The 25,765-nt window shown below is 66.7% G+C and carries 21 protein-coding genes and 1 tRNA gene; 2 read left to right on the plus strand and 20 right to left on the minus strand.

Annotated elements, in window-relative coordinates:
- The first annotated feature begins 471 nt into the window (after positions 1 to 471).
- Positions 472 to 1,134, plus strand: a complete 663-nt coding sequence (gene nth, locus BN423_RS06215; protein ID WP_019239401.1) for an endonuclease III — start codon at positions 472 to 474, stop codon at positions 1,132 to 1,134.
- A gap of 1 nt (position 1,135) precedes the next feature.
- Here nth and BN423_RS06220 read toward each other — a convergent pair whose 3' ends face one another.
- The 14 genes from BN423_RS06220 to BN423_RS06290 form a co-directional block, all read right to left on the minus strand.
- Positions 1,136 to 1,648, minus strand: coding sequence for a hypothetical protein (locus BN423_RS06220; RefSeq protein ID WP_019239402.1), 513 nt, complete (start codon positions 1,646 to 1,648; stop codon positions 1,136 to 1,138).
- Between the two features lie 351 nt (positions 1,649 to 1,999).
- On the minus strand, positions 2,000 to 2,539 hold the full coding sequence (gene rbr, locus BN423_RS06225) for a rubrerythrin (RefSeq protein ID WP_019239403.1): 540 nt from the start codon (positions 2,537 to 2,539) through the stop codon (positions 2,000 to 2,002).
- 235 nt (positions 2,540 to 2,774) lie between these two features.
- Positions 2,775 to 3,737, minus strand: coding sequence for an HhH-GPD family protein (locus BN423_RS06235; protein ID WP_019239404.1), 963 nt, complete (start codon positions 3,735 to 3,737; stop codon positions 2,775 to 2,777).
- Positions 3,738 to 3,784: 47 nt separating this feature from the next.
- A complete protein-coding gene (locus tag BN423_RS06240; RefSeq protein ID WP_019239405.1) occupies positions 3,785 to 4,276 on the minus strand; it encodes an RrF2 family transcriptional regulator in 492 nt (163 codons plus the stop codon).
- A 228-nt stretch (positions 4,277 to 4,504) separates the two neighbouring features.
- Positions 4,505 to 4,582: transfer RNA gene (locus BN423_RS06245), tRNA-Asp, on the minus strand.
- Between the two features lie 134 nt (positions 4,583 to 4,716).
- Positions 4,717 to 5,475, minus strand: coding sequence for an SDR family NAD(P)-dependent oxidoreductase (locus BN423_RS06250; RefSeq protein WP_019239406.1), 759 nt, complete (start codon positions 5,473 to 5,475; stop codon positions 4,717 to 4,719).
- 200 nt (positions 5,476 to 5,675) lie between these two features.
- On the minus strand, positions 5,676 to 6,134 hold the full coding sequence (locus BN423_RS06255; RefSeq protein WP_019239407.1) for a metallophosphoesterase family protein: 459 nt from the start codon (positions 6,132 to 6,134) through the stop codon (positions 5,676 to 5,678).
- Positions 6,135 to 6,142: 8 nt separating this feature from the next.
- A complete protein-coding gene (locus tag BN423_RS06260) occupies positions 6,143 to 6,859 on the minus strand; it encodes a LytR/AlgR family response regulator transcription factor (RefSeq protein WP_026089025.1) in 717 nt (238 codons plus the stop codon).
- 120 nt (positions 6,860 to 6,979) lie between these two features.
- Positions 6,980 to 8,323, minus strand: coding sequence for a histidine kinase (locus BN423_RS06265; protein WP_019239409.1), 1,344 nt, complete (start codon positions 8,321 to 8,323; stop codon positions 6,980 to 6,982).
- The gene (locus tag BN423_RS06270; protein WP_019239410.1) at positions 8,320 to 9,516 is read right to left on the minus strand and encodes a glycosyltransferase; all 1,197 of its coding nucleotides are present in this window, start codon (positions 9,514 to 9,516) and stop codon (positions 8,320 to 8,322) included. The genes BN423_RS06265 and BN423_RS06270 overlap by 4 nt, the downstream gene beginning before the upstream one ends.
- Positions 9,517 to 9,605: 89 nt before the next feature.
- Complete coding sequence (locus tag BN423_RS06275; protein ID WP_019239411.1) at positions 9,606 to 10,199, minus strand: QueT transporter family protein; 594 nt, start codon at positions 10,197 to 10,199, stop codon at positions 9,606 to 9,608.
- Positions 10,200 to 10,381: 182 nt separating this feature from the next.
- Positions 10,382 to 11,632, minus strand: coding sequence for an MFS transporter (locus BN423_RS06280; protein ID WP_019239412.1), 1,251 nt, complete (start codon positions 11,630 to 11,632; stop codon positions 10,382 to 10,384).
- Positions 11,633 to 11,750: 118 nt separating this feature from the next.
- A complete protein-coding gene (locus BN423_RS11685) occupies positions 11,751 to 13,694 on the minus strand; it encodes a hypothetical protein (protein WP_187367784.1) in 1,944 nt (647 codons plus the stop codon).
- A 195-nt stretch (positions 13,695 to 13,889) separates the two neighbouring features.
- Positions 13,890 to 14,834 (minus strand): zinc dependent phospholipase C family protein, encoded by a 945-nt coding sequence (locus BN423_RS06290; RefSeq protein WP_019239413.1) that lies wholly within the window; start codon positions 14,832 to 14,834, stop codon positions 13,890 to 13,892.
- A gap of 587 nt (positions 14,835 to 15,421) precedes the next feature.
- Between BN423_RS06290 and BN423_RS06295 the strand changes: the two genes are divergently transcribed.
- Positions 15,422 to 16,270 carry a C39 family peptidase gene (locus BN423_RS06295; RefSeq protein ID WP_019239414.1) on the plus strand — a complete coding sequence of 283 codons (849 nt, stop codon included), beginning with the start codon at positions 15,422 to 15,424 and terminating at the stop codon, positions 16,268 to 16,270.
- Between the two features lie 243 nt (positions 16,271 to 16,513).
- Here BN423_RS06295 and BN423_RS11420 read toward each other — a convergent pair whose 3' ends face one another.
- The 6 genes from BN423_RS11420 to allD form a co-directional block, all read right to left on the minus strand.
- Positions 16,514 to 17,431 (minus strand): zinc ribbon domain-containing protein, encoded by a 918-nt coding sequence (locus BN423_RS11420; RefSeq protein ID WP_187367785.1) that lies wholly within the window; start codon positions 17,429 to 17,431, stop codon positions 16,514 to 16,516.
- A gap of 163 nt (positions 17,432 to 17,594) precedes the next feature.
- The gene (locus BN423_RS06310; RefSeq protein ID WP_019239417.1) at positions 17,595 to 21,002 is read right to left on the minus strand and encodes a VWA domain-containing protein; all 3,408 of its coding nucleotides are present in this window, start codon (positions 21,000 to 21,002) and stop codon (positions 17,595 to 17,597) included.
- Positions 21,003 to 21,008: 6 nt separating this feature from the next.
- Positions 21,009 to 21,812 carry a zinc-ribbon domain-containing protein gene (locus tag BN423_RS06315; protein WP_019239418.1) on the minus strand — a complete coding sequence of 268 codons (804 nt, stop codon included), beginning with the start codon at positions 21,810 to 21,812 and terminating at the stop codon, positions 21,009 to 21,011.
- A gap of 422 nt (positions 21,813 to 22,234) precedes the next feature.
- Entirely contained in the window at positions 22,235 to 23,200 is a 966-nt protein-coding gene (gene arcC, locus BN423_RS06320) for a carbamate kinase (protein ID WP_019239419.1), read from the minus strand.
- Between the two features lie 457 nt (positions 23,201 to 23,657).
- Positions 23,658 to 24,620 (minus strand): carbamate kinase, encoded by a 963-nt coding sequence (gene arcC / locus BN423_RS06325; protein WP_019239420.1) that lies wholly within the window; start codon positions 24,618 to 24,620, stop codon positions 23,658 to 23,660.
- A gap of 78 nt (positions 24,621 to 24,698) precedes the next feature.
- Positions 24,699 to 25,751 (minus strand): ureidoglycolate dehydrogenase, encoded by a 1,053-nt coding sequence (gene allD / locus BN423_RS06330; RefSeq protein WP_019239421.1) that lies wholly within the window; start codon positions 25,749 to 25,751, stop codon positions 24,699 to 24,701.
- Positions 25,752 to 25,765: the final 14 nt, after the last annotated feature.

A 25,765-nucleotide genomic window follows, 5' to 3' on the forward strand; every position in this document is an offset into this window, starting at 1 on the left:
TCGATGATTTCACCGATGCATTGTACCGCAGCCCAGATGACGCACCGTCTCGCGCGGCGCTGCACACGACACTGTGCGCGGCGCCATGGGCGCCCGGGCGGCTCCCAGGGGCGCTGGCCTCACCCGGGCTCCGGGGGCGCTGGCCTCACCCGGGGAGCCCCACCCCACCCCTCCAGCTGGTCAAAGGAGCCAAAATGGGGACGTTTTGCGCGGAAAACTTGCACGGTTTTGGCCCCTAACAAACCGGCTGCGCCGCCGATGCACGGTTTTGGCCCTTATCGCACTCGCGGCCTGCCCACCCCCACAGCCACCGCGTCAAAGCCCGCGGCCTGCCCACCCCCCGCAGCCACCGCGTCAAAGCCCGCCTGCGCCCCGCAGCCACCGCGTCCTCGTCGTACTCGCCGCCCGCCCACGTCCCGCAGCCGTGTCCTCGGTATAATGAGCGTGCCCGTTCGAGAGAAAGAGGCGCCCATGCCACGTGAAACCAATGCCGCCAAGCGCGAGCGCGCCATCGAAGTGTGCCGTCGCCTCAACGAGCGCTACGGCCCGGTCGAGTGCTTCCTCGACCACGCCAACCCCTTCCGTCTCGTCATCTCCGTCCTTCTTTCCGCGCAGACCACCGATGCGCAGGTCAACAAGGTCACGCCCGAACTCTTCCGCCGCTGGCCCACACCCGAGGCCATGGCGAGCGCCACGCCTGCCGAGGTCGCCGAGGTCATCAAGTCGCTCGGTTTCTACAAGACGAAGGCGAAGCACGCCGTGGAATGCGCTCAGATGATCGTCGCGGACTACGGCGGCAAGGTGCCGACGGACATGAAGGAGCTCGTCAAGCTCCCCGGCGTGGGTCGCAAGACGGCGAACATCGTGCTCAACGTCGGGTTCGGCATCGTCGAGGGCATCGCCGTCGACACCCACGTGAACCGCATCGCCCATCGCCTGGGGCTCTCCCCCAAGACGCATGCGAAGGAGCCCCTCAAGACCGAGCAGGACCTCCTGAAGATCTTGCCGAAAGAGTATTGGAACGACGTGAACCACCAGTGGATCATGCTCGGTCGCGAGATCTGCGATGCGCGCAAGCCCCGCTGCGGTGAGTGCCCGCTCGCGGACATCTGTCCCAGCGCGAAGATGGGCTGAGCTATCCCAGTTGCGCGAAGAAGCTCGTGACGTGCCCCGCCATCTCGCCCAGCAGCTCAGCCACCTCCTCCGGGGTGGCGCCGTTCAGGATGCACGTGCAGACGTACGAGCCCACGAACACCACGGCGAGCAGCAACGGGATGCCGATAATGAGACGCACGACACGCAGCACCGCGAGCCGTTTTCGACGGCACGTCCGTCGCTTGTCGAACGCGAGCTCCTCCCGATACGCCTCCTGCGCGACGGAGTACGGCTCGTTACCCGCATGCCCAGCGCCATGGGGAGCGACCGCCTGGAATCCCTGCGCGCGCCCGGCAGCAGCCGCGGCATCCTGACAAGCGCAGGCCTCGCCGCCGACGCGCCCACCCGCCGAGATCGATGCCGCCCCGCAACCCGACGACGCGCTGGCAACATCGGGCACCCCCTGCAGCGCGTCACGCCTATCGCCCTGCGCCCGTAGCTCGCGTTCTCTGCGCTCGGAAACCTGCCGAGGCGTCTCGATGAACAGATCCATACCGGCCCTCCACTCCCTGCGCCCTGCGTATGAGCATCAGTGTGGCAGCGGGGGCAGCCGGGACCAAACGATTGCAAGGCATTTTCGATAAAGGGCTCCAGAGCGCACGGAACCGCCCGCGAGCGGTCGTTCGCACCCGGCGCGGCGCGAAAATGCGACGTTTCGAAACATTCGGCGGCGTGCAGTACTCGCCCCGGCGTACAGCATCCGCCCCGGCGTGCAGCACCCGCCCGGCGCCGAGCACGCCCGGCAGCAAGCCCCCGCGCGCCGCCCAGACACAAAAAGAGCCGAGCCCCGAAGGACCCGGCTCCATATGGTGCGTTTCACACGTACCGAAAGGTTCGGCTCAACCTAGTAGTTGACGACCTGCTCCTCGAAGTAGCTCTGCGGATGGTTGCAGACGGGGCACATCTGCGGAGCGGTGGGGCCGACATGCAGGTGACCGCAGTTGAGGCACTTCCACACCTTCACGCCCTCGCGCGTGAAAACCTCGCCCTTCTCGACGCGCTCGGCGAGCTTGAGGTAGCGCTCCTCGTGCGCCTTCTCGACCGCGCCGACGCCCTTGAACTTCGCGGCGATCTCCTTGAAGCCCTCCTCCTCGGCGGTCTTCGCGAAGTCCGCGTACATGGTCGTCCACTCGTAGTTCTCACCGGCGGCCGCGTCCTTCAGGTTGTCGAGGGTGCCGGGGATCTCGCCGCCATGGAGGTACTTGAACCAGAGCTTGGCGTGCTCGGACTCGTTCAGCGCGGTCTCCATGAAGATGTTGGAGATCTGCACGTAGCCGTCCTTCTTGGCCTTGGAGGAGTAATAGCGGTACTTGGTGTGCGCCTGCGACTCGCCGGCAAACGCGGTCTCAAGGTTCTTCTTAGTCTGAGAGGTCTCGAAATCCATGGTCGCGTCCCTTTCTCTTCAGTGCGAACGACACGGTGCCCAGCAAAACGGAGCTAGGCGTATCAATTATACCCGGGTGCTTGCATCGCAATCATCCTTATTGAGAATTATTTTCAATAAGAAGCGAACTGCACAATCGCGGAGAAAAAGCCCCGAACGAGCATCACCCTGCTGAGAGCCCACATCAGAGCCCACATCATCGAGCGCCGCGCCGCAGTCCCTCAGCTGCGCCGCCTTACCGAATCGCCCAACGCTCCCCGTCGCCCTCGGAGGCATCAAGGCGCGCGCAGAAGCCCTCGCGCTCAAGATCCGCCAGGATGTCCTCCACGAGCCCGAGCTCCACAGGCGGCCGACCGGCGGCGCGCTCTGCCTCGTCGAGCGCCGCATGCACGGCAGCGCTCGTCAGCGCGCCCTCGCCGCGCTCCCCCGCGCCGAGCAGGATGCGCACGATCTGCGCCCGCTTCTGCCGGCGCGACCCCTCGAAGCGCGACTGCCTGGCGTAGCCGGCCGAACGGCGCGACGGGTTGGGGATCTCCTTCTTGAGCTGCGCGCCGTAGTCGAGCAGCGCGTAGTACCAGGAGCGCGGGGTGTCGCGCTCGTCGGCGGGAAGCGCGTACCGCAGCCGCTCGTCCTCTTCAGCCTCCGCGCGCTCCCCTGCGCCGGCGGGGGCGCACGGGCACGCGGTGCGCACGAGCGGTACGAGCTCGCGATCCGGCACGCCGGGAACGTCGGGGAAGAAGTGATGCAGGAAGACGGTGCGCACGTTCGTCTCGAGGTAGACGCCGGGCAGGTCGAAGGCGAACGCGCGGATCCCCTGCGCGGTGGCGGGGCCGATGCCGGGCAGCGCCACGAGCGAGCGCGTGTCGCGCGGGAAGACGCCGCCGTGGCGTTCCACGATCTCGCGCGCGGCCGCCTGAAGCGCCAGCGCCCGCCGGTTGTAACCCATGCCCTGCCAGGCCGCCAGGACATCTGCCGTGGACGCGGCGGCGAGCGCCTCGATACTCGGGAAGCGGTCGAGCCACTCCGGCATACGCGCCTCGACGCGCACGACCTGGGTCTGCTGCAGCATGACCTCGGAAAGCCAGACGATATACGGGTCGCGCGTGCGCCGCCACGGCAGGTCGCGATACAGCCGCTCGCCCTCTCTGCGCACGAACGCGCGGAACCCCTCCATGCCCGTCGAGGCGGCAGGCGTCATGTCGGACGCCCCCGAAGCAGGCGAACCGGGAGCCTCACCCTGCGCCGTCACGCGCACCTCGACCCCCGGAGCGCCGAGCAGTCCGCGTATTCCGCGAACGCGGCGCGGTCGGTGAATCGCGCATCCACCGCGGGGAAGCGACGGTACGTCACGGCATCGGCGAGCGAAATCGAGCTCAGGTAGTCGCGGACGAGCGCCTCGGTCCCCACCCACAGGGGATGGAAGCAGCACGAACCCATGCGCCCGCATGCACCGTCCGGCGCGGTGCAGTCGTTGATGCACAGCGGCCCCTGGACAGCGACGATCACGTCGTAGACCGAGATCTCCTCGGGATCGACCTTGAGCCGCATGCCGCCCCGCACGCCGCGCACGCTCTCGATGATGCCCGCATGGGAGAGCCCATGCTGGATGGAACGGGCGAACGAATAGGGCACGCCCACGCGCTCGGCCGCGATGCGCACCGAGAGCAGATCGTCGCCCTCCTCCACGAGCATCGAGAGAATGCGCAGTGCGTAGTCTGTCTTGCGGGAGATGTCCATGGATCCACCTTGTTACCAATTGTCCGGCCGATTCATCCCCCTATGCTACGCATGTTCCCGCCCGGGTGCACACGAAATCACGTAAACCCAGTAGCATTTCACAAGCAAGGGCGACCGAAGGAAACCTGCGGGGGTGCAAGGGATTTTCAGGCGGGAACCCAGCGTGCCTCAAACCCCATACAAAGCAAAACAGCCCACCCGCGAAGCGGATGAGCCGTTGCGTAGCAATGGCGGGAAGTACGGGGCTCGAACCCGCGACCTCCGACGTGACAGGCCGGCGCTCTAACCAAACTGAGCTAACTCCCCTCAGCAAATGCTGCGGTAGCTAGTGTACCAAGACCGGACGGAGCGCGCAAGAACAATTTTCAAAAAAGGCGTTCTCCGCCGGTTCCGTCCAAACATGATAAAAACCAGCCTGTCTGGATTTTATCATTCCCCAGCTACACGCAGGTGTAGCCGCCGTCGATGGGCAGGATGACGCCCGTCACGTACGAGGCCTCGTCGCTCGCCAGGAAGATCGCGCCGGCGTTGAGCTCACCCTCGTGGCCATAGCGGCCGAGCGGCACGGTGGCCTGCATGTACTGCGTGAACGCCTCGGTGTTCAGCGTATCCGTCGTCAGCTCCGTCTCGAAGTAGCCCGGGCAGATGGCGTTGCACGTGATGTTGTACTTCGCGAGCTCGGCGGCGACGGCGCGCGTGAAGTTCACCACGCCGCCCTTCGAGGTGTGGTAGGCCACGGTGTCCATGGCGGTGTTGCCCACCAGGCCGTACATGGACGCGATGTTGATGATGCGCCCGTAGTTGTTCTTCCGCATGATGTTGCCGAAGGCGCGGGTGACGTAGAACACGCTCGTCATGTCCGTGGCGATGGTGAAGTCCCACTGCTCGTCGGTCATATCGAGCACGCCCGCGTTCTCGGCCGAGCCGGCGCAGTTCACGAGCACGTCCACCTTGCCGAACTCCTGCTCGGCGGCCTCGGCGGCGGCGTCGACCTGCGCATGGTCGGTCACGTCGCACTTAACCGGCAGCACGCGAACGCCCATGCCGCGCAGCTCCTCCGCGAGCGCTTCCAGGCGCTCCATGCGCCGTGCCATGATGACCAGATCGGCCCCCTGGCCGGCGAATCCGCGCGCCATCTGCGATCCCAGGCCCGAAGAGGCCCCGGACACCACGACGACGCGTCCCGTCAAATCGAACATATGCACTCCAATCAACGCGCTGGACCTTGCGGCATGAGCGCCGCTTCCCAAGATGTTCCCACGCAGGGAGCATTTGAAACGACGGCGTTGCACAAACCGGTCGATTGCGTCAATTGTTTCGGTGAATGGCAGCCATGCCCGGCAAACCCGGCCGAACATGATAAAAACCAGCCTGTCTGGATTTTATCAATCTGAATTTCTCATCGCTCCAGATCGAGGATCTCCGCCGAGAGCACGCGACCCTCATCGACCATCAGCCGCGCCATCGTCGCGCCGCGCGACCCGCGCGGAAACGTGGGCGAGCCCGGGTTCACCACGAGGCAGTCCGCCTCCTCGATGATCTGCGCGCGGTGCGTGTGCCCGCACACGGCCACATCGGCCTCGTCGAGCAGCAGGTCGGAGTGGTAGTGCGCCACCACGAAGCGCAGGCCCTCGTACGTGAAGCGCAGGATGCGCCCCACGTCGCGCCCGTAATCGCGATAGTAGTCGTTGTTGCCCAGCACCGCCCGCACCGGCGCGATGGTCTTCAGGTGCTCGAAATCCGTCTCCGAGGTGATATCCCCGGCGTGGATGATGAGGTCCGCCCCCTCGAGCTGCGCGAGCAGCGCGTCCGAGAGCCAGCCGTGCGTATCAGAGATGATGTCTACGCGCTTCGCCATGGCAACCCCTACAGGCTCAGGGCCTTCTTGAGCGGCACGACGCGGCGGCGCGAAACCGGCACGCGGTCCTCCATGCCGGCGATGCCCAGCTGGATCGCGCCGGAGGGAATGGTCTCGACGTCCTCCACGCACGCCAGGTTCACGATATAGCGGCGATGCACGCGGAAGAAGCCGAAATCGCAGAGCTTCGCCTCGAACTGCGCGAGCGACGTGGTGGAGAGGAACCGGTCGTCGTCGGTGAAGATGCAGGAATAGTCGTCCTTCGCCATGATGTAGCGAATCTGGTCCACGGGGATGAGCACCTTGCGGCCGCCCTTCTCCACGGGGATGCGCTCGATGGCCACCTTGCTCTCGGCCTGCGGCTTCGTGCGCGCGAGCACCTTCTCGATGGCGCGGTCGAGCCGCGCCTCCTCCACGGGCTTGAGCAGGTAGTCGACGGCGTCCACGTCGAACGCCTCGACCGCATGGTCGCTGTAGGCCGTCACGAACACGATGGCGGGCGGGTTCTTGAGCTTATGGAGCGCCTCGGCGAGCTGGAGGCCGGACGCGCCCGGCATCGAGATGTCGAGGAACACCACGTCGACACGGTTCTCCATGAGCATCTCGATGGCGACCCGCACGCTCGACGCCTCGGAGATCGACGAGATCTTGCCCGTCTGCTCGAGCAAGAATCGCAACTCGGATCGGGCGGGCGCCTCGTCGTCAACGATCATCGCACGTAGCATATCCTTGTGTTCCCTTCGTCCCTACACAGAATCGATCGGCCGAAGCGGCCGCGCAGAAGCGATTGGCACCCCGCGGCGACGAACCTGCCCGGAACGCCCCATGGAGCCGTCGCGTCTATTTTAACCGTCAACGAAGATACTTCCCAATAAATCTAGATGCAAGGTTATGGTCGTGCCCTTCCCCGGGGCGGATTCCACATGCGCGAACGACCGCGGCCCGTAGAAGCGCTTGATGCGCTCCGAGATGTTGTGCATGGCGACCCCCGCGCCGCCGCCCTGGGGCGCGGAAACCCCCGCGAGCGCCGTCTCGCTGAAGAGCCGCGCCGCCGTGGCCTTGTCCATGCCCACGCCGTCGTCCGACACCTCGATGGCGAGCGCGTTCTCGTCCGCCGCCCGCACCGAGACCCGGATGTGCAGCGTGCCCTCGTCGCGCATCGCGTGGCGCACCGCGTTCTCGACGAGCGGCTGGATGATGAACGCCGGCACGGGCGCATCCTGCACGTCCTCGTCGACGGCGAACTCCGCATCGATGCGGTCGTCCCCGAAGCGCGCCTGCTCGAAGGTGAGGTAGCGCTTCGTCTGCTGGACCTCGCGCATCACGGGGATGAGCGAGCCGGAGTTGTCGAGCGTGGAGCGGTAGAACGACGAGAACTCGCGCAGGAGCTCGCGCGCACGCGTCGGATCGGTCCGGGTGAACGAGGCGATGGTGTTGAGCGTGTTGAACAGGAAGTGCGGGTTGATCTGCGCCTGCAGCGCGCGCACCTCGGCGCGGGCCGTGAGCTCCTCCTGCAGCTCGAGCTCGTGGATGGCCAGCTGCGTGGAGATGAGCTCGGAGAAGCCCGCCACGAGCGCGTACTGCGTGCGGTTCACCTCGTGCGTGTTCGTGAAGTAGAACTTGAGCGCGCCCACGGTGCGGTCGCGCACCTTGAGCGGCGCGATGATGCCGGCGGGGATCTCGCGCTTGAACCCGCGCTCGCCCTTGACCTCGATGGCCTGCGTGAACGATTGCACGATGCCGTGCTCGATCACGTAGCGCGTCGCGGGGGTGTGGATGAGCGAGCCGGGTGGGAAGTCGTCGTACATGTCGCCCACGCATGCGAGCACGTGGGTCTCGTCCGTCACGGCGATGGTGCTCGCGTGCGTCTCGGGCATGAGGTGGCGGCAGATGGCCTCGGCGCTCTCCGGGGTGAGGCCGCCCTTGATGTCCTCGAGCATGTCCGACGCGAGCGAGAGCGTCTCCTCGGTGTACTGCGAGCGCAGCCTATCGGGGTTGAAGAGGCGGAACACCGCGATGGCGAGGAACACCGCGAGCAGCGTGCAGGCGATCGCGAGCGGCGTGGGATTCGCGTTGCTCGCCAGGCTGACGAGCAGGACGCCGGCGACGATGACGCCGCCGGAAACGATGACCCCCCACAGGGTGGAGAGGCGGTCGGTGCGGGTCGTGAGCGGGGAGCGCGAGCTCATCGAGCCTCCTTGAGCAATCTCGAAAGGCGCCCATCGCGCCAGAGTCCATCCATCACCGTGGGCCAGAAGCTCTGGAACCGCAGGTACAGGTCGCGGTGCTCGTCGGCGTAGCGCTGGGCGCGCGAGCGTCCGTGGCGCCAGATGGTCCAGTACGCGCGGTGCTCGTGCGTGAACAGGGCGCGGGCGAGCGCGGTCTTGCCCACGCGGCCGTCGAGCTCGCTCGAGATCCACGGGCCGGGATAGGGCATAAGCGAGGCGGCGGTCACCGAGACGAGGTCGTTGCGGCGGTTCGCGAACATGAGCTTCGCCCGCTCATAATACCAGCGGTACACGTCCTGCATGAAGCGCGGCGCGCGCTGCGCGGACGGCGGCGGGAGGTGCCGCACCGCCCAGGCGTTGTCGAACCAGACGTCGAGCCCGTGCAGGCGGAGGTTGAACAGGTAGTCGAGATCCTCGCCGCGCGTGATGAACGGATCGAACGATACGCGCATGTAGGCGCGGGCGTGCACGGCGAAGCAGCCGCCGCACAGGTAGTTCGACCGCGAGATGCGCGAGCCGGTGAGGTGCGGGCGCATCCACGCGTTGAACTCGGCGCGCTTCGTCCACCACCGCGTGGTGATGCCCGGTTTGGCGTCGCTCGCGAGCGCGGAGCCCTTCGCATCGAAGAAGTAGCCGCTCTTGGCCAGGATCGGGAGCCCCTGGCGGTTCTGCTGGCCGAGCGCGTAGCGCGCCCGCGCCATGAAGTCGCTGCCCAGCACGACCTCGTCGTCGTCGAGGAAGATCACCTCGTCCGCGCCCATGACGGCGGCCACCACGAGCCCCATGTTGCGGATGGCGCCGTACCCGCGCAGCGACACGCACTCGCCCACGTTGCCCGGGGCGAGCTCCTCCACGCGCTCCATGATGCGCGCGGCCTGCGTGTTCGTGACGACCGTGATGTCGAGCGACGCGTGCGCCGCGACGATCATGCGGACGCGGCGCGCGACCTCGACGGTGGCGGAGATGGGGCACACGACGAGCAGGACGATGGGCGCGACATCGCGCACCTGCTCGAGCGATGCGAGGCAGCGGTCGAGTTCGGGCTTGGGAGCCGTGAGCGACGTGGAGTGGTCGTAGACGCCGGGCGCATGCGGCTCGGCATATTCATCTGCCCAATACGTAGGAATCACGATGACCGATCCCACGCCAATCACGCCCCTCGTTCGCGATCATCCACTCGCTGCCCGCCCCGTCGCACGGACGATGCCGGCAGCGCCGCCCGCGCGCGAGAACGCGGCGTGGGCTAGCGCGCGGCCTCGCGCTCGCGCTTGAAGGGCGACGAGCCCTTGAAGTACGGCGTGCGGGCAAGCGACTTGCTCAACGGATATCCCAGTACATACATGATAACCGCTTCGCCGATACCCGTCGTCACGAGCCCGAAGAGATACATGAGCGGCCACGCCCCGTCGAGCGAGATGGAGGTGAAGGGGATGGTGTAGAAGCCCGTCGCCGTGAGCAGGATGGGCAGGTACGCCGGGACGATGAGCGCGTTGGCCACCACCGGCCCCGCGAGCGCGACGAGCGGGTGGCGGCGCATCTTCCAGGTGAACGCCGCGCCCAGGCATGTGGCGAGCGAGCCGAACACCACGTCGAGCAGGCCGAGCGCGCCCGTGCCCGAAAGGACGATGTTGGCGATGTTGGCGATCGCGCAGCCGAGTGTGAGGCCCGGGATGGCCGCCGGCGTGAACAGGGCGATCGCGCAAAGCGCCTCGGAGACGCGAAACTGGATGGGGCCCCATGCGAGGCTCCCCAGGAAGAGGATGGCGATGAGCGTGCACGCCGCGTACACCGCGGCGATGACGCCCACCTGGGCGATTTCATTCGATTTCATGAGCATACACCTTCTTGTTTGGAGGGCTTTACTTCATGCCCATCCGCCCTCCCGAAGGCGTTGCTGGCCTGGTGATAATCTGGTGTCAGTCACCTTTTTATCACCGCGAGGCGTGTGATAAAAAGGTGACTGACACCAGATTATCACCAGCACCGACCTGCCATGAGCCGGCCGTCGCGCCCGGCCGCCTATGCCATGCCCTTGATGCGGGAAAGCCTGATGAGCATAACAAGGCCCACGATGAGCAGGATCCCGATGGAAAGCACTCCTAAAGAAGCATCCCCCGTGAGCGATGTCACGACAGATACTAGCAGAGTTCCCATGACGGATGCGTAGCGGCCGAAGATGTCGAAGAAGCCGTAGTACTCATTCGCGCGCTCCTTGGGGATGAGCTTGCCGAAGTAGCTGCGGCTGAGCGCCTGGATGCCGCCCTGGAACAGCCCCACCGCCACGGCGAGGATCCAGAACTCCACCTCCGTCTTGAGGTAGAACGCGGCGAAGAGCACGATGCACACGTAGGCCACCACCGCAATGATGATCATGCGGAGCGTCCCGTACTTGCCGGCGAGCCGACCGTACGCGATGGCCGAGGGGAAGGCCACGAACTGTGTGACGAGCAGCGCCAGGATGAGCGCGGTGGAATCGAGCCCGAGCGAGGTGCCGTAGGTCGTCGCCATGGAGATGACCGTGTGCACGCCGTCGATGTAGAAGAAGAAGGCGACCATGTAGAGGAGGATGGCCCTGTCGTGCGCGATGCGGCGCATGGTCTCGCCGAGGCCGCGGATGGTCTTGACGATCTCGCCGCCCATGGTCTCGCCGGGCGCGAGCGCCTTGGCGTAGCGCTGCTTGTAGGTGCGCACGAGCGGCACCGTGAACGCGAGCCACCAGACGCCGATGATGACGAACGAGACGCGCACGCACAGCAGCATGTCGAGGCCGAGCGCCGCGGGGCCGCCCAGGATGAGCGCGATGCACACGATGAACGGGAGACACGAGCCGATGTAGCCCCAGGCGTACCCCGAACTCGAGACGGTGTCCATGCGCTCGTCGGTGGTGACATCGGGCAGCATGGCGTCGTAGAACGTCATGGACGAGTTGAGACCGATGGTGCAGACGACGTACACCACGAGGAAGGGCATCGCCCCCATGGGGATGGCCTGCGCGAAGCACAGCACGAGCCCCGTGAGGAAGAAGCCCAGGAAGAACTTGATCTTGTTGCCGGCGAAGTCGGCGAGCGAGCCCAGGATGGGCATGAGGAGCGCCACGACGAGCGACGCCACCGTCTGAGCGTTCGCCCATGCCGTGACGAGCTCGGCGGAATCCGCCGCCGTGTTGATGGCGTTGAAGTAGATGGGCACGACCGAGGTATTGAACAGCACGAGCGCGGAATTGCCCACGTCGTACATGACCCAGTTGCGCTCCTGCTTGGTGTACTTCATGCCGAACCTCTTCCTGCCGGCGCCCGGGCGGGCGCGATGCGCATACCCTTCAATGGTACGGCAGATCGGCCGGCACGGGGGTCATGGTTTCGTAAAGGCGCGGGGGGGCTCAGGGACGCTAGCTCTCGCGGAAGCGGTCGTCTCCCCAGCCACTCTCGCTCACGCGGCCGATGTCCTCGCCGTCCTTCGAGACGATCTTATCGCTGCCGAACGCCGCGTCGCGCACCCGGTACTCGTCGTTGCCCACGCGCACGCGGGTGCTGCCGTCCCAGTTCGTCGTCACCTCGCCGATCTTGCCGCCATGGCGGTCGCGCACCGCCGTGCCGAAGATGCCCTCGTCCTCGACGGTGACGAGCCGCCGCCCGTAGCGATCGTTGACGGTCTGCGCCTTCGACCCCGAGCCACCGAAGCCGCCGCCCGCGAACGCGCCGCCACCGCCGCCTCCGGAGCCTCCGCCGTAGCCACCGCCGCCTCCGCCGCCGCTGCTGCCGCCACCACCGCCGGCGAGCGCCGAGAGGACGAAGATCAGGAGGGTCAGGCCGAGGCACGCCACCACGACGATGAACACCGTCCTGGCGACGACCTGCGCGAGGAACGTCCATAGGGTGGGGCTTGTGAACCCGCTCGTCACCTGACTCATCACGAGCCCGAGCGTGTCATAGCGTCCCTGCGCCAGCACGATGCCGTAGATCACCAGCCCCGCAAACCCCACCTCGCTCGCGTACAGGACGAGGTTCGCCAGGCCGTTCAGGCAGCCGTGCCGCGCACACGTCGCATCGTTCCAGCGCTCCTCCACTGCCAGCAACGCCTGGATCACAGTGAAGGCGATGACCACCATGGGAAGGGCGGTGTCGGCCCCGAACACAGATACCATCAGCGGGTCGATAAGCCCGAGGCCCGGCCCCATTGCCGGGTTGACGAGCGACAAGAACACCGCGACCACCGCAAAGGCCAGCACGACCCAACCCGTGACGGCCACGACGAGCGAAACGCGCCTCAGCAGGTAGGTACGCAGGGCGGGAACCTTCGCGTTTTCCTCCGACCCCGCCCCCGTCGAGGCGGGCGCGTTCGCCCGCTCCTGTTTGAGCCGCTGCTTCTCTGCTTCGGCGCTCACGTCGCGCCACAGGCAGAACCGACGCCACACGGTGTTCACCACCAGCGCGATCGCCAGCACCCACCAGGCGTCGGCCGCGGCGACCTGCCCCAGGGCAGCGGCGAGCTCGGCTGCCCACGAGCCTTCCAGCGCTACGTAGTACACCACATCGCCGCCGTACAGCCCGCTCATCGCAAGCGCCAGCAGAAGCGGCGAGAACTTGCACGCCGCCACCACCAACCCTAAAACGGCGATGATGTGCAGCGTGATAGAGCACGCCCGCGCCGCGGCGTCGATCCACCACAGGGTCTCGGTGGCCTCGAAGCCGGTCGCCCAGCGCTTGTAAGAGCAGGAGGCTAGGCGCACCGCGGCGAACAGGGCCACCGCGGGCAGCATCCCCGACTCCCAGAACATCCCCCACGCCGAGGCGATGATGGCCAGGGGCGACCCGACATCACCCGTCGGGGACAGAAGGTTCGTCCCGGACACGCTGACAGCGACGATGCAGGCGATGAACAGCAGCGCGAGCGCGAGCGCCGCGCGGCATACGGTGACGATGGGGGCGCTGCGGTCGTTGTCCGCGTTCGATTTTCGCCATATCGCGAAGTACCAGTGGACGAGCCACCATGCGGCGAAGCACGCCAGGGACACGGCGATGCCCATCTTCTGGAGCCAGGCCAGGCTGCCCATCTCATACCGTGACGAATACAGGAGAAACGCGATGAGGGCCGCGGGAACGCCTACGCGCAGCAAGATGGACTTCGCCCACTCGCCCGCCGTGAAGGACGAATGGTAGAACGGCTGCTTCTCCGCTGAGGCACCCGGCCGCCGTACCAACCCGAACGGGCCATCCGCGCGGAACGCGGTGCCGCTGCTCGGGCCTCGCCACACGCGAGCCGTCTTCGAATCTGATCGTCCCGACTTGCCGCCATCCGCGCCGAACGCCATGCGATCACCCTCTGCCCACACAAGCTCGTTGGGTGCATCTTACACCCGCCACCCCGGGCGAGCGCGTTTTGTAACACACGGCGTGCAAGCGGATGGGCAGGCGGGCGCGGAGCCGAGCGAGGGGACGGGACATCGCGAAGGCGGACGGCCCGCACGTGCGGGAGCCGTCCCCATTCGCCACCTTTCGGATGAACGTGACGCCTTGGCGCCGGACGGCTAATCGTCCTGGTCGAGCTCCTCGTCCGCGCCGAGCGGGCGGCCGGAGTAGTTCAGATGGTGCGTGGCCTGCTCGAGCGGGTCACCGGCGATCAGGCACGCGATGTCACACTCGTACTCATCGAGCGCGCGGTCGAACAGCTCCGGGAAGCTCTCATGGCTCTCGACCCCCGTGAAGGGGTTCTTCCAGGCGAGGTGCCCCATGTTCCCCGCGCGCAGCGGCGGTTCCGCGGTCATGCGGTGCGCGAGGGCGGCCAGGATGGAGTTGCCGCGCACGGCGCCCTCCAGCATGCCCAGCAGCTGGCAGGCAGGCGAGTCCGCCGGCTCGATCACGCGGTACGCGAGCTTCATGTCCGCGACGGCGCCGCCGTACTCCTGGGCGCCGACCTCGATGTCGTACACGCTCGATCCGACGTAGCTCATGAGCGCGCCCGCGACCTTGTCGATGCGCTCCGACGTGACGAGCTCGTGCTCCGGCGGGCAGTCCTCCACCGTGGCGCCGCGGCGCTTGAGCTGCAGCATGAGCACGTCGATGTCGGACTCGATGATGGCGTGCACCTGGCTCGCAGCCGCATCGAGGCTCGGGTCGACCTCCTGCGCGCCCCACTGCTGGGCGTAGACGAACGGATGCGCCGCGCGGTCGAGCGCGTAGTGCGAGAACAAGCCGAGCACGAACGCCCGCCCCACGTGCGCGTCGCGCGGGTACAGGTGCTCGACGCCGGTGCGCAGCGCCTCGAACTGCCGGGAGATGCGGCAGCGGTGCAGCGAGCGCGCCAGGCTCATGCACGAGGCCGCGCGCGGCGTGCGCACGCGGAAGAAGTAGGGGTCGGGGCCTTGGTTCGCGATGAGGAACGCCGTGCGCTCCTCGTCGGTGCCGATGATGCCTGCGGGAAGGCGGTCGATGCTTTCCTCGCCGAATAGATGATGCGTGATCAGAGCGGGCATGATGCTCCCTTCGCGTCGCGTGTGCCGGGTTCATTATGCCCCTACCGTCACCCTGCGAATCATCCGCCGCGAAACGAGCGCGGCGGCGTGCGTCAGCACCAGGGAAATGCGGTAGGATTATACCAATATGCTACATGCAGGCGAAGGGATCCGTCGTGGCTCGGGAGTGGGGCACATCGCAGGACGTTGCTCGGGGTAGGCGTTATGTCAACCCTCCCACAGGACGCGGTAGCTACACCGGCGCCGGGCAGCCCGTGCCGCGCTCCGCACGGCTCGCCTCGATCCATGCGCAACCCGGACAGGAGGCGCCGAGGCAGGAGCCACCACCCCAGTCCCGGCGGCGCGAGCAGGCGCCGCGAACCGAGACCTCCCGGCCGCATCCGAGGAGGCGGACGAGCGCGCCGACTGGGACAGCAGGGCCGACGGGCCGTGCGCCGGCAGACCGCGGGCGGCAAGCGGCGAACGGGCGGCCAGCCAGCGTCGGACGAGACGGTCACGCGGGACGGGGCGCCGCGGGAACCCGCCCGGCCAAGCCCCGGCGCGCGGCCGATGCAGCGCTGCGCATCGCGGGCGCGGTCGTCGCCATCGTGCTCGCCATCGCCTCGGCCATCGGCGGCGTCTTCGGCAGGCTCTTCGGCGGATGGCGGAACGACGCCGTCTTCTCCCGCTCCGGGCACCGGGGGCACCGGCGCGGGACGGGCTATACCCTGCGCTCGCGCTATGGCGCGCGCGGGAGCATGCACAGCTATGGGCTGCAACCCGCGGTGCGCCCCGCCGTGGTGCTCAGGACCGCCGCGGTTGGAGCCGTCGTGCTCACCCTGCTCTCAAGCATCTTCTTCGTGGACGGCATCGGCGTGGGGACCGCGGCGGAAGCGTCGCTGCTCAACATGCCCGTCAAAGCCGCCGGACAGGTTCCCGTCTCCACCCCGTGCGAGGAATGGGACGCAGGCAGCCTACCGTACCTGTACCAGACCGATCCGGCGTGGTCGTCCGAGCCCTACGCGGGCGGAACCGTCGCCCGCAACGGCTGCGGCCCCACCTGCCTCGCCATGATCTACGTCTACCTCACCGGCAACACCGACATGACCCCGGCAGACATGTGCGCCCTCGCCGACGCGCACGGCTTCGCCCCCACGGGCGCCACCGAGCACGCGTTCATGACCGACGGCGCGGCGCTCCTGGGCATCACGGGGACCGCCGTCAACCCGCAGCAGACCTCCGAGGTCGCATCCGCCCTGCGCGCGGGCGAACCGGTCGTGTGCGCTGTGCGACCCGGGGACTTCACCCCCAACGGCCACTTCATCATCCTCTACGGCATCGACGATGCAAACATGGTCTCCGTCCACGACCCCAACAGCAGCTATCGCAGCGCGCAGAAGTGGGGCCTGCAACGCGTGCTCAGCCAGACCGCCGTGTGCTGGACGTTCAGCCTCTAAATGATAAAAAGCAGACAGGCTGGTTTTTATCACATGCCGCCTGCGCTGATAGGGGCGCACGTTCGAGCATAGAGTTGACGGATTTACACGCGAAGGCGTCTTCAGAAGAGCCTTCGTGCATAAAACTGACGGGTTTGCACGCGAACGAGGACACAGCACGCGAAAGCGGGGCAGGGAACGCGTCCCCACCCCGCCGCGAAATGATAAAAAACCAGCCTGTCTGGCTTTTATCAAATGGTGCCGCTAGCCCCAGATGTACCAGCTGTTGCCGATCTTGACGGCGTACATGCCCAGCGAGCCCATATCCTGGCTGATCTCCTCGCCCGCGCTGTAACCCGCGATGTCCTCGTTCAGCGTGACGGTGACCGAGCCGTCGAGCTCATAGCCCTCGGTCACGGTCAGGTCGAAGCCGTTGTACGAGAACTCGCTGTTCAAGTCATCGATCTCGGACGAATCGAGCTGGTCTCCCAGGCTGACGTCGACCGAGATCGTGAAGTAGTCGAGGTACGCCGAGATCATCGAGCCGTACGAGGAAAGCGTCCCGCCGATGGTGTCTCCAACGTACTCGGCAAGCTCCTGCCGGCTGCTGTACCCCTGGACATCCACCATCTCATCGACGACCTCGCTCGGCATCATGTCGAGGAGCCCCGTGCCGAACTGGGTGAACGCATCGGCGTCGAAATCGCTGTTCATGAGGTCGTTGTACAGCGTCTCGGTGCGATCGGCGATGCCCTCGGGGCTGTTGGTGGAACCACCGCCGAAGACGCCCGTCAACGAGAGCACGATGACCACGACGGCGATCACGGCCAGGGCGAGGATGCCGATGGTCATGCCGCGCGACACGTGGAACGGCTTCTTAGGCTGCTTCCCGTCGAACGGGGCCTGGTTGAAGTCCGGCGGCGTGGTGGGCGGCGCCGGGGGAACACCGGTGGCCTGCGGCGCGGGCGCCGGTGCAGGAGCGGGCGTCGTCGGGGCGGCTGCGGGCGCAGGGGTCGGGGCGGTCGGGGCAGGCGCCGGGGTCGTCGGTGCAGCCGTAGCCGCGGGCGAGACATCGGCCGCGGCCTTCGGCTCCGCCGCGGGCTGCTGGGTCAGCGGCCTTCCGCAACTGCCGCAGAAGGCGGCGCCGTCCGGCAACTTGGTGCCGCAATACGGGCAAAACATGAGAACCTCCTCGTCCTCGCTCGACGCGGCCAAAGCAGAGCCCGAACCGACGGGCATCCATGCGACCGCCGCCGCGCGAATCGCTTGCGACCTGCGATGCCTACAGTGTAGCGACGTCCGCGCACATCACGCGGGTCATTTCCGCTAGCGCCCGAGAAGAAACCTATCTGCGGCGCGCGGCGACGCGCACGAGGGAGCGGGCGCGCAGGACGACCAGCGCGGCGAACGCGACGAGGCACGCACCGAACACCGCCAGGGGCGCCCAGCCGTTGTCCACGGGTTTCGCCTCCTCGTTCACGCCCGCGCGGTACGCCGCGTCCACCACGCCGTCGCCGTCCTCGTCCACCTCGAGCAGCGTCTCGGGTGCATATTCGGCCACCGTCTCGACCTTCGTGCCATCGGCGACGTCGATCCCGCTGAATGTGCGGAAATCCGCGTAATCGCCGTGCTCGTCCACGAAGGCGATGGTGTAGTCCATCGTGCCCGACCCGGTGCCCTCGATCTCGACCGTGTACGGCACACCCTCGCGCAGACGCAGGATCTTGATGGTGTCCGCCTCCTCGGCCGACGCCGCCGACGCGTCGTCCGCGTCCTCGACCTCCTCGAACGCGAGCGAGCCGAAGGATGCCAGCGTGCTCGGGTCCTCGCCGGCGCTCGACAGCGTCTCGCCGTTGTAGCTCACCGTCACCTCGACCGGGCACGCCACGCGCACGTACATGTAGGGCACGCCGCTGATCTCGGTGGCGATCTGGGCGAAGAACGCGTTCAGGCTGTCGGCGTCCACCGAGTAGTAGCAGCCCTCGCTCGCCATGGCGCGCAGCAGCGCCTCGCCCGACGCGCCCTGCTCGACGCCCACCGTATAGATCTTGAAGCCGGCGTCCTTGAGCTCGTCCGCGATGGCGATGAGGTCGTCACCCTGCGCGCCGTCCGTGGGCTCGCCGTCGGACATGAGCACGATGATCTTGCGGTCGGCTGTCCCGGTCTCGAGCTGCGAGCGCGCCGTCTGCAGGGCGAGCTCGATGTTCGTGCTGCCGCTCGCGCCGAGCGACGCGATCTCGCTCTCGAGGCTCCCCGGCTCCACCGCGAGCGGCACGCGCACGCTCACCTCGTGGTTGTAGGCGACCATGCCCACGCGCACCTGGCTCGTCGCGTCCTCGAACGCCGTGTCCACGAAGCCCTGCGCCGCGCTCCGCAGCTGCTCGATGCGGCTGCCGCTCATGCTGCTCGACACGTCGAGCACGAGCGAGATGTCCTGCTCGCCCGTCACGACGCGCGTGTGCTCCGCCTGCTCGGAACCCTGGTCGACGCCGCCGAAGTTCGTCTGGATCTCGCACGTGGCATCGCCCTTGTCGGACACGCCCACGCTGAACTCCTCCGACCGCGACGGATTCGCGGCGTCGGTCACGGTCATGCGGTAGATGCCGTCAGCGGGGAACGCGAGCGCGAGCGGCTCCGTCGAGGTCGCGGTGCGCATGGTGTCCCCGCTCTCGTTGAACGCGACGGGGTCGCCGGGCGTGCGCATGACAACGGCCTCGAGCGTGACGGTGAAGTTGTCGTACGGCTCGCCGTTCACGTCGAGCACCGTGAGCGTAGCATCGCGCGTGAGGTCGATCCCTCGGTCGTACCCGTACAGCCCGACGCCGACGAATGCCGATTCCACGCGCTCGACCTGGGCCTCCGTGAGCGTGCCCTGCGAGGCGAAGGTCTCCGCGACGTTCTGCATGATGGTCGCGAACTCGTTGAACGTGCAGTCGCTCGGCATCGTGAAGAACGAGACGAACACGAGCTTCGCGAGCTCCTCGGTGCTGAGCGCGTCGCCGTCGACCGTCGCCGCCTCGGAGCCCTCCGCGCACATGAGGTAGCCCGCGTGCCCGATGACCGTCGCGTTGTGGTGCTCGTCGTACTGGTCGTTGCCCTCGGAGTCCTTCTCCGGGCTGCGGTTCTCGTCCCACCAGTAGGTTCCATCAACGCGATTAGGGCTTTTCGACTTTACTGGGTCTTCCAGGTTTCGGCTGATCTCGTCCAAGTTCCACGTCGCCGAGTTGTTGGCGAGGCCATCATCACCCATATCGGTCGCCGCGATGCCCATGAGATCGGAAACAGCCTCATTGAGGGCGTCGGAGTCCTCCGTTTTATCGCCCGATAGGTTGCACGTCGCCCTGACCACCGCATGCGTGTACTCATGCCCGACCACGACGCGGCTCGAGAAGTACTCGGATCCGCCCGCCGCTACGTGCGCGAACTCGCCTGTGGGCGCCCATGCGAACGCGTTGTTCTCCGGCAAATCCGCGACGACGTAGACAGGGCCTCCCGCCCCGTCATAGCTCTTCCAGCCCAGTACCTCGTTGTAGTAGTCGTACACGTTCACGACTGAATCCATGGCCGAAACCGCTGCGCGGTTGTCCCATGTCTCGTTGTCGTCGCTCGTAACCAAGTGATCGAAGTAGCCATAATTCGAACCCAGAATGCGCTCGGTGCTGCCGTCGTCATGCGTGATGTACCACGAGCTCACCGCGCCCTCGTTGGTCACATCCGCCCGGGTGCTTCCGTCAGCAGACCACACATAGCCCCCTTCGTCCTTATCAGGGTTCGGAATGAAGCGCAGAGTCGTACCGCGGTCCCCCATGAGCTCGATATGCGAGATGATCTCCGCGCGGTCGTCGCCTTCCGCATCGAAGACGGTGATGCTGCGGCCTTCGTCGACCATCGCATACCCGCCACCAACGTTCGGCGTGGTCTCAAAGGTGTACGTCTTGCCATCGAGCCCCTTGCCCGAAGCGGTGTTGAGCGCGGTCTCGGTCGCAACAACCTTACCCGTATCCGAAGCAACGAAGCAGCGGTACGCCCCGTCGTCCGCGACCACGAGCACCTGCCACGCGGTCGTCGGGTCAGTGTCGTACAGTGAGTAGATGGTAAGCCCCTCGGGCAGCGTCCAGAGCGCTCCATCGACTTCTGCCATGGCAGCATCTTCTGCCGACGCCGCATCGATCGTAGGCTCCGTCTCGATGTCGCCCACGGCGGCGTAGTTGCTCGTGAGACTGAGCGGGGCGCCCGTGCCGTCGGCGCTCACCACGACGCTGCGGCCGTAGACGGGAATGCCGTCGTACTGCTGGGCGAAGCGGTAGTAGCTGTTGCCGAGCACCTCGTTTGCGGCGCATTCCCCCAGCTCGGAGGCGGGATCGTCCATGCCGAGGGCGCGCGCCGCATCCGCCGCCGCGGCGCGCGCGTCGTCCTCGCCCGTGATGGTGCGGTCGGTGAACGCGCTGCCGAGCAGCAGGAAGTCTGCGTCCTGCCCGGAGCCGTCTCCGCCGGAAGGCGTGCCGCCCGAGCCGGATGCGTCCTCCTGTTCGCTACCCGGCACGAGCCCGAGGCGCGCGGGCAGCCCCGTGATGAGGTCGCCGTGCCCCATGGCGAAGAGCGCGCCCACGGCTCCGCCCACGACCAGGGCGAACGCCGCGAGCGCGATGAGCAGCTTATGGCGCAGGCGCATGCGGCGCACAGGAGTTCCGCACTGCGGGCACACGCGCGCGTGCTTGTCGAGCTTGGCCTTGCAATTCCGGCAGCGTTTCATGGGGCCTCATTTCGTCGGGTCGGTCGGGCGGGGAGCGGAAGCGCCCGTAGCAGGAGCCGGCGCCGTGGGCGCGGCGGAAGCACTCGGCTTCTGATCGCGCGCGACGAGGACGCGGAGCCCCATGAGCAGCGCGGCTTCGGCCGCGAGCGCCGGCAGCATGCCGGACAGTATCGGCCACATATAGGTAACGAGCAGGTAGCAGCCCTTCCCAGCACCCGATGAGGTGCCCAAGAGGAAGCCCGCGAGCGGATGCCGCAGCGTGGGGTCGTCGAGCGCGGGCGCGACGAGGAGCATCCCCGCAGCGATGATGGCGATGACAAGCACCGCGCGGACGAGCGGGACGACGAATGAGCCCAACCTGAGCGGGCGCCCCGCAAGATGGCGGCGGAGGAGCCCCGTGCCCAGGCTGCCGATGAGGTAGATGAGCGCGAGCGAGACCAGGGCGTAGATGCCCGCGCCGAGCGCCGCCTGCGGAAGCGCGTAGACCGAGAGCTCGGCCGCCGCTTGCGAGAGCGAGCCCAGAAAGCTGACGAGCGCGACGGCGGCGCAGACAATCCCCACGCCCGCGACGACCCACACGCCGAGTGAGGCGAACGACGAGGAGCCGAGGCGCTGCGACGCGCGCACGGGCGTCCGCGCCGGGTCGAACACGCGCGTGCGCGTGCCCGAGGAAACGGTAGGCGCCTCTTTCGCAGGAGGCTGGTCGGCGGGCGTCGGCATCGCGACGCGCTCGCCGCAGTACGGGCAGAATGCGGCATCGGGCTTCAATTGCTTGCCGCATGCCCTGCAGAACAGCACATCTCCAGCCATAGAACCACCATCCCCCGACAGCGCCCATCCCTAATGACGCCAACCAGCACTATTCTGTTGTATCGCGAAAGGACGCATGCCTCAAGAACGCTCCGGTAAGCGAAAGATTAACGCGGCGCCCGGCTCAAACCCCATCCAGCATGCCCGCCGCGGCCGATTTGGGGCTCTCCTCATCCCAAAGTGCGCGAAACGAACGGTTTATAGGGGATAGGCAAAGTAGCCGGGAAATCGGCAACCCTGCTACCTGCGCATTCGTTAGCGCGCAACCCCTCGCTACTCGGGCGCCCCCTCATAAACCGCTCGTTTCGCTTCATTTGGGATCGCGTACATTTACCCCAGGGGTATTTTTACATGAAACGGCGACCCTCCGCCTTGGATGCAGAGGGCCGCCTACTCAGCAGACAATGTGTTGCGCGAGAACCTTACGCGTCGACGATGCGCGTGCCGGAGAGGCCGGCCATGGTCTCGGCGGCCTTGTCGAGGGCGCCGATGATGCACACGCGGCCCTTGCGGCTGCGGGCGAACTTGATCGCGGCGCGCACCTTCGGCTCCATGGAGCCCTTGCCGAACTGGCCCTCGTCGGCGAGCTTCTCGGCCTCGTCGGCGGTGATCTCCTCAAGGTCCTTCTGATCGGGCTTGCCGAAGTTGATGGCCACGTGCTCAACGGCGGTGAGCAGGAACAGCACGTCAGCGTCGCAGTCCTCGGCGAGCAGCTCGCCGCCCAGGTCCTTGTCGATGACGGCCGCGACGCCCTTGTAGCAACCCTTGTCGCTGTAGTCGCGGACGACCGGGATACCGCCGCCGCCGCAGGCGATGACGATGAACTCGTTGTCGAGCAGGTTCAGGATCGAGTCGGCCTCGACGATCTTCTTGGGCTCGGGCGAGGCGACGACGCGACGCCAGCCGCGGCCGGAGTCCTCGACGAAGGTCATCTCGGGGTGCTCGGCCTTCTGCTCGTCGGCCTGCTCCTTGGTGAGGAAGGGGCCGATGGGCTTCGTGGGGTTCTGGAACGCCGGGTCGTCCGGGTCGCACTCGATCTGGGTCACGACCGTGGCGGCGTGCCAGCGCTTGTAACGGCGGTGCATCTCGCGGCCGATGCCCTGCTGCAGGTGGTAGCCGATGTAGCCCTGGCTCATGGCGCCGCACTCGGGCAGGTCCATGGCGGGGGTGCCGATGGCCTCGTGGGCGGCGGCGAACGCGTTCTGGATCATGCCGACCTGCGGGCCGTTGCCGTGGGTGATGATGATCTCGTTGCCCTGCTCGATGAGGCCGAGGAGCGCCTTCGCGGTGTTGTTCACGCGCTCGATCTGCTCTTCGGGGGTGTTGCCGAGGGCGTTGCCGCCCAGGGCGACGACGATGCGGTCGGGCTTGCCAAGGGGCTTGGACATGGCGGTTCCTTTCTATATCTGGTGCGGAAACTGGAAGCTTCCCACGCGCCATCGCGTGAGTAGGCTAGTGATTATATTCTCTATTAAGGCGATTTCATTCATTTTTAGCCCGTGGATTTCGGCTAATCGGGCGAACGGTCGATTCTCGCCGCCCAGCGCGATGCACTGTGAATGTTTCTTGTATCGCACGTCATCGCGGTAAAGTAGCCACGCTCGCCCGGCAATTCGCCGTCGGGCTGCCCTCATGCAAATAATAGAACATCACAAAACGATTTATGCAATTTGAGCAATGGGTTCGTTGGGGACGTGTTCCTTTCAACCCATTTTCCGGAGCGCTGCAAATGGGTTGAAAGGAACACGTCCCCAACCAACCCATTTGAGTGAGAAGGGGCTCCGGGCTGTGCCCGAAACCCCTTCCGCGTTCATCTCCGTTCCGCCGCTTCGGCGCACGGACGCCCTAGCAGTGGATGCGCGTGCCGGAGAGGCCGGCCATGGTCTCGGCCGCCTTGTCGAGCGCGCCGATGATGCACACGCGGCCCTTGCGGCTGCGGGCGAACTTGATGGCGGCGCGCACCTTCGGCTCCATGGAGCCCTTGCCGAACTGGCCCTCGTCGGCCAGGCGCTCGGCCTCGTCGGCGGTGATCTCCTCGAGATCCTTCTGGTCGGGCTTGCCGAAGTTGATGGCCACGTGCTCCACCGCGGTGAGCAGGAACAGCACGTCCGCCTGGCAGTCCTCGGCCAGAAGCTCGCCGCCGGCGTCCTTGTCGATCACGGCAGCGACGCCCTTGTAGCAACCCTTGTCGTCATAGTCGCGCACCACGGGGATCCCGCCGCCGCCGCAGGCGATGACGATGAACTCGTTGTCGAGCAGGTTCAGGATCGAGGGCGCCTCGACGATCTTCTTGGGCTCGGGGCTCGCCACCACGCGACGCCAGCCGCGGCCGGAATCGTCCACGAACACCTTGTCGGGCTCGGCGGCCATGATCTCCTTGGCCTGCTCCTCGGTGTAGAACGACCCGATGGGCTTCGTGGGGTTCTGGAAGCTCGGGTCGTCCGGGTCGACCTCGATCTGGGTCACCACGGTGGCGACGTGCCAGCGCTTGTAGCGCTTGTGCATCTCGCGGCCGATTCCCTGCTGCAGGTGGTAGCCGATGTAGCCCTGGCTCATGGCGCCGCACTCGGGCAGGTCCATCGCCGGGGTCCCGATCGCGTCGTGCGCCGCCGCGAACGCGTTCTGGATCATGCCGACCTGCGGGCCGTTGCCGTGGGTGATGATGATCTCGTTGCCCTGCTCGATGAGGCCGAGGAGCGCATGGGCCGCGTTGTTCACGCGCTCGATCTGCTCTTCGGGGGTGTTGCCGAGGGCGTTGCCGCCCAGCGCGACGACGATGCGCTCGGGCTTGCCAAGGGGCTTGGACATGGGTGTGGTTTCCTTTCCGATACGTTTGCGTCCGCGGCGCCGGCACCGGAGCGCACGGCGCCGCGGGATGGTCGCGTCTTACTCCGCGAAGCGGTTCTTGTGATCCCAGCTGTTGCGATACAGGTCGTCGGAGACGAGGTAGTCGTAGATGTCGTCCACGATCTCGATGCCGCCGGCGTCCCGCGAGGCCTGGATGCGCAGCTGCGCGCGCTCGCCCGGCCAGTACACCTTATCGAAGCCAACGCCCGGCTTCACGGCGTTGAGCTCGTCGAGCACCTCGGACATGTGCGCGCGGAAGGCGTCGGCGCCGCAGAAGAACTCGGGGTTAATGGCCACGTTCAGGTGCCCCAGGCGACGGCCCTCGGAGAGGTCGTGGTACATGGAGGACACATGCTTGCCCGCGGGCACGCCTAGCAGCACGCCGGAGAGGATGTCGACCATCATCATGAGGCCGTAGCCCTTGGGGCCGGCGATGGCCACGAGCGCGTTCACCTTGTGCGGGTCGGTGACGGGACGCCCCTCCTCGTCGACCGCCCAGCCCTCGGGGATGGAGCGGCCGGCGCTCTTCGCGTCGAGGATCTTGCCCCAGGCCTGCACGGTCGTGGCCATGTCGAAGCTCACGATGCGGCCGTCGGCCGTGGGCGCGGCGAGCGCGATGGGGTTCGTGCCGTAGAAGGGCTCGGCGCCGCCGTAGGGGATGACCATGGGGTCGGACTGGGTGCAGGAGAGGCCGATCATGCCCTGCTTGGCCGCCATCTCGGTGTAGTAGCCGATGGCGCCCGTGTGCGAGACGTTCGCCACGCCCACGAAGCCGATGCCGTTCTCCTTGGCCATGTCGATAGCCTTCTGCATGCCCTGGATGGCGAACGGGTAGCCGCAGCCGTTATCGGCGTCGAGGATGCCGGAGCACGGGCCGGTCTGCGTCCAGGTGACCTTGGGGTCGATGGTCATGCCGCCCTTGGAGATGCGCTCGGTGTAGTATTCCACGCGCACCTCGCCGTGGCTGTGCAGGCCGCGCTCGCTCGACCAGGCAAGCACCTCGGCCATGTCGTCGGCATGGTCCTCGTGCATGCCGGCGGCCATGAACTTCTTCTTCATGAGCTGCTTGAGTTCGTCACGTGAAACGAGCATGAAAACCTCCTTCT

The sequence above is a fragment of the Enorma timonensis genome, from assembly GCF_000321165.1.
Taxonomy (GTDB): Bacteria; Actinomycetota; Coriobacteriia; order Coriobacteriales; family Coriobacteriaceae; genus Enorma.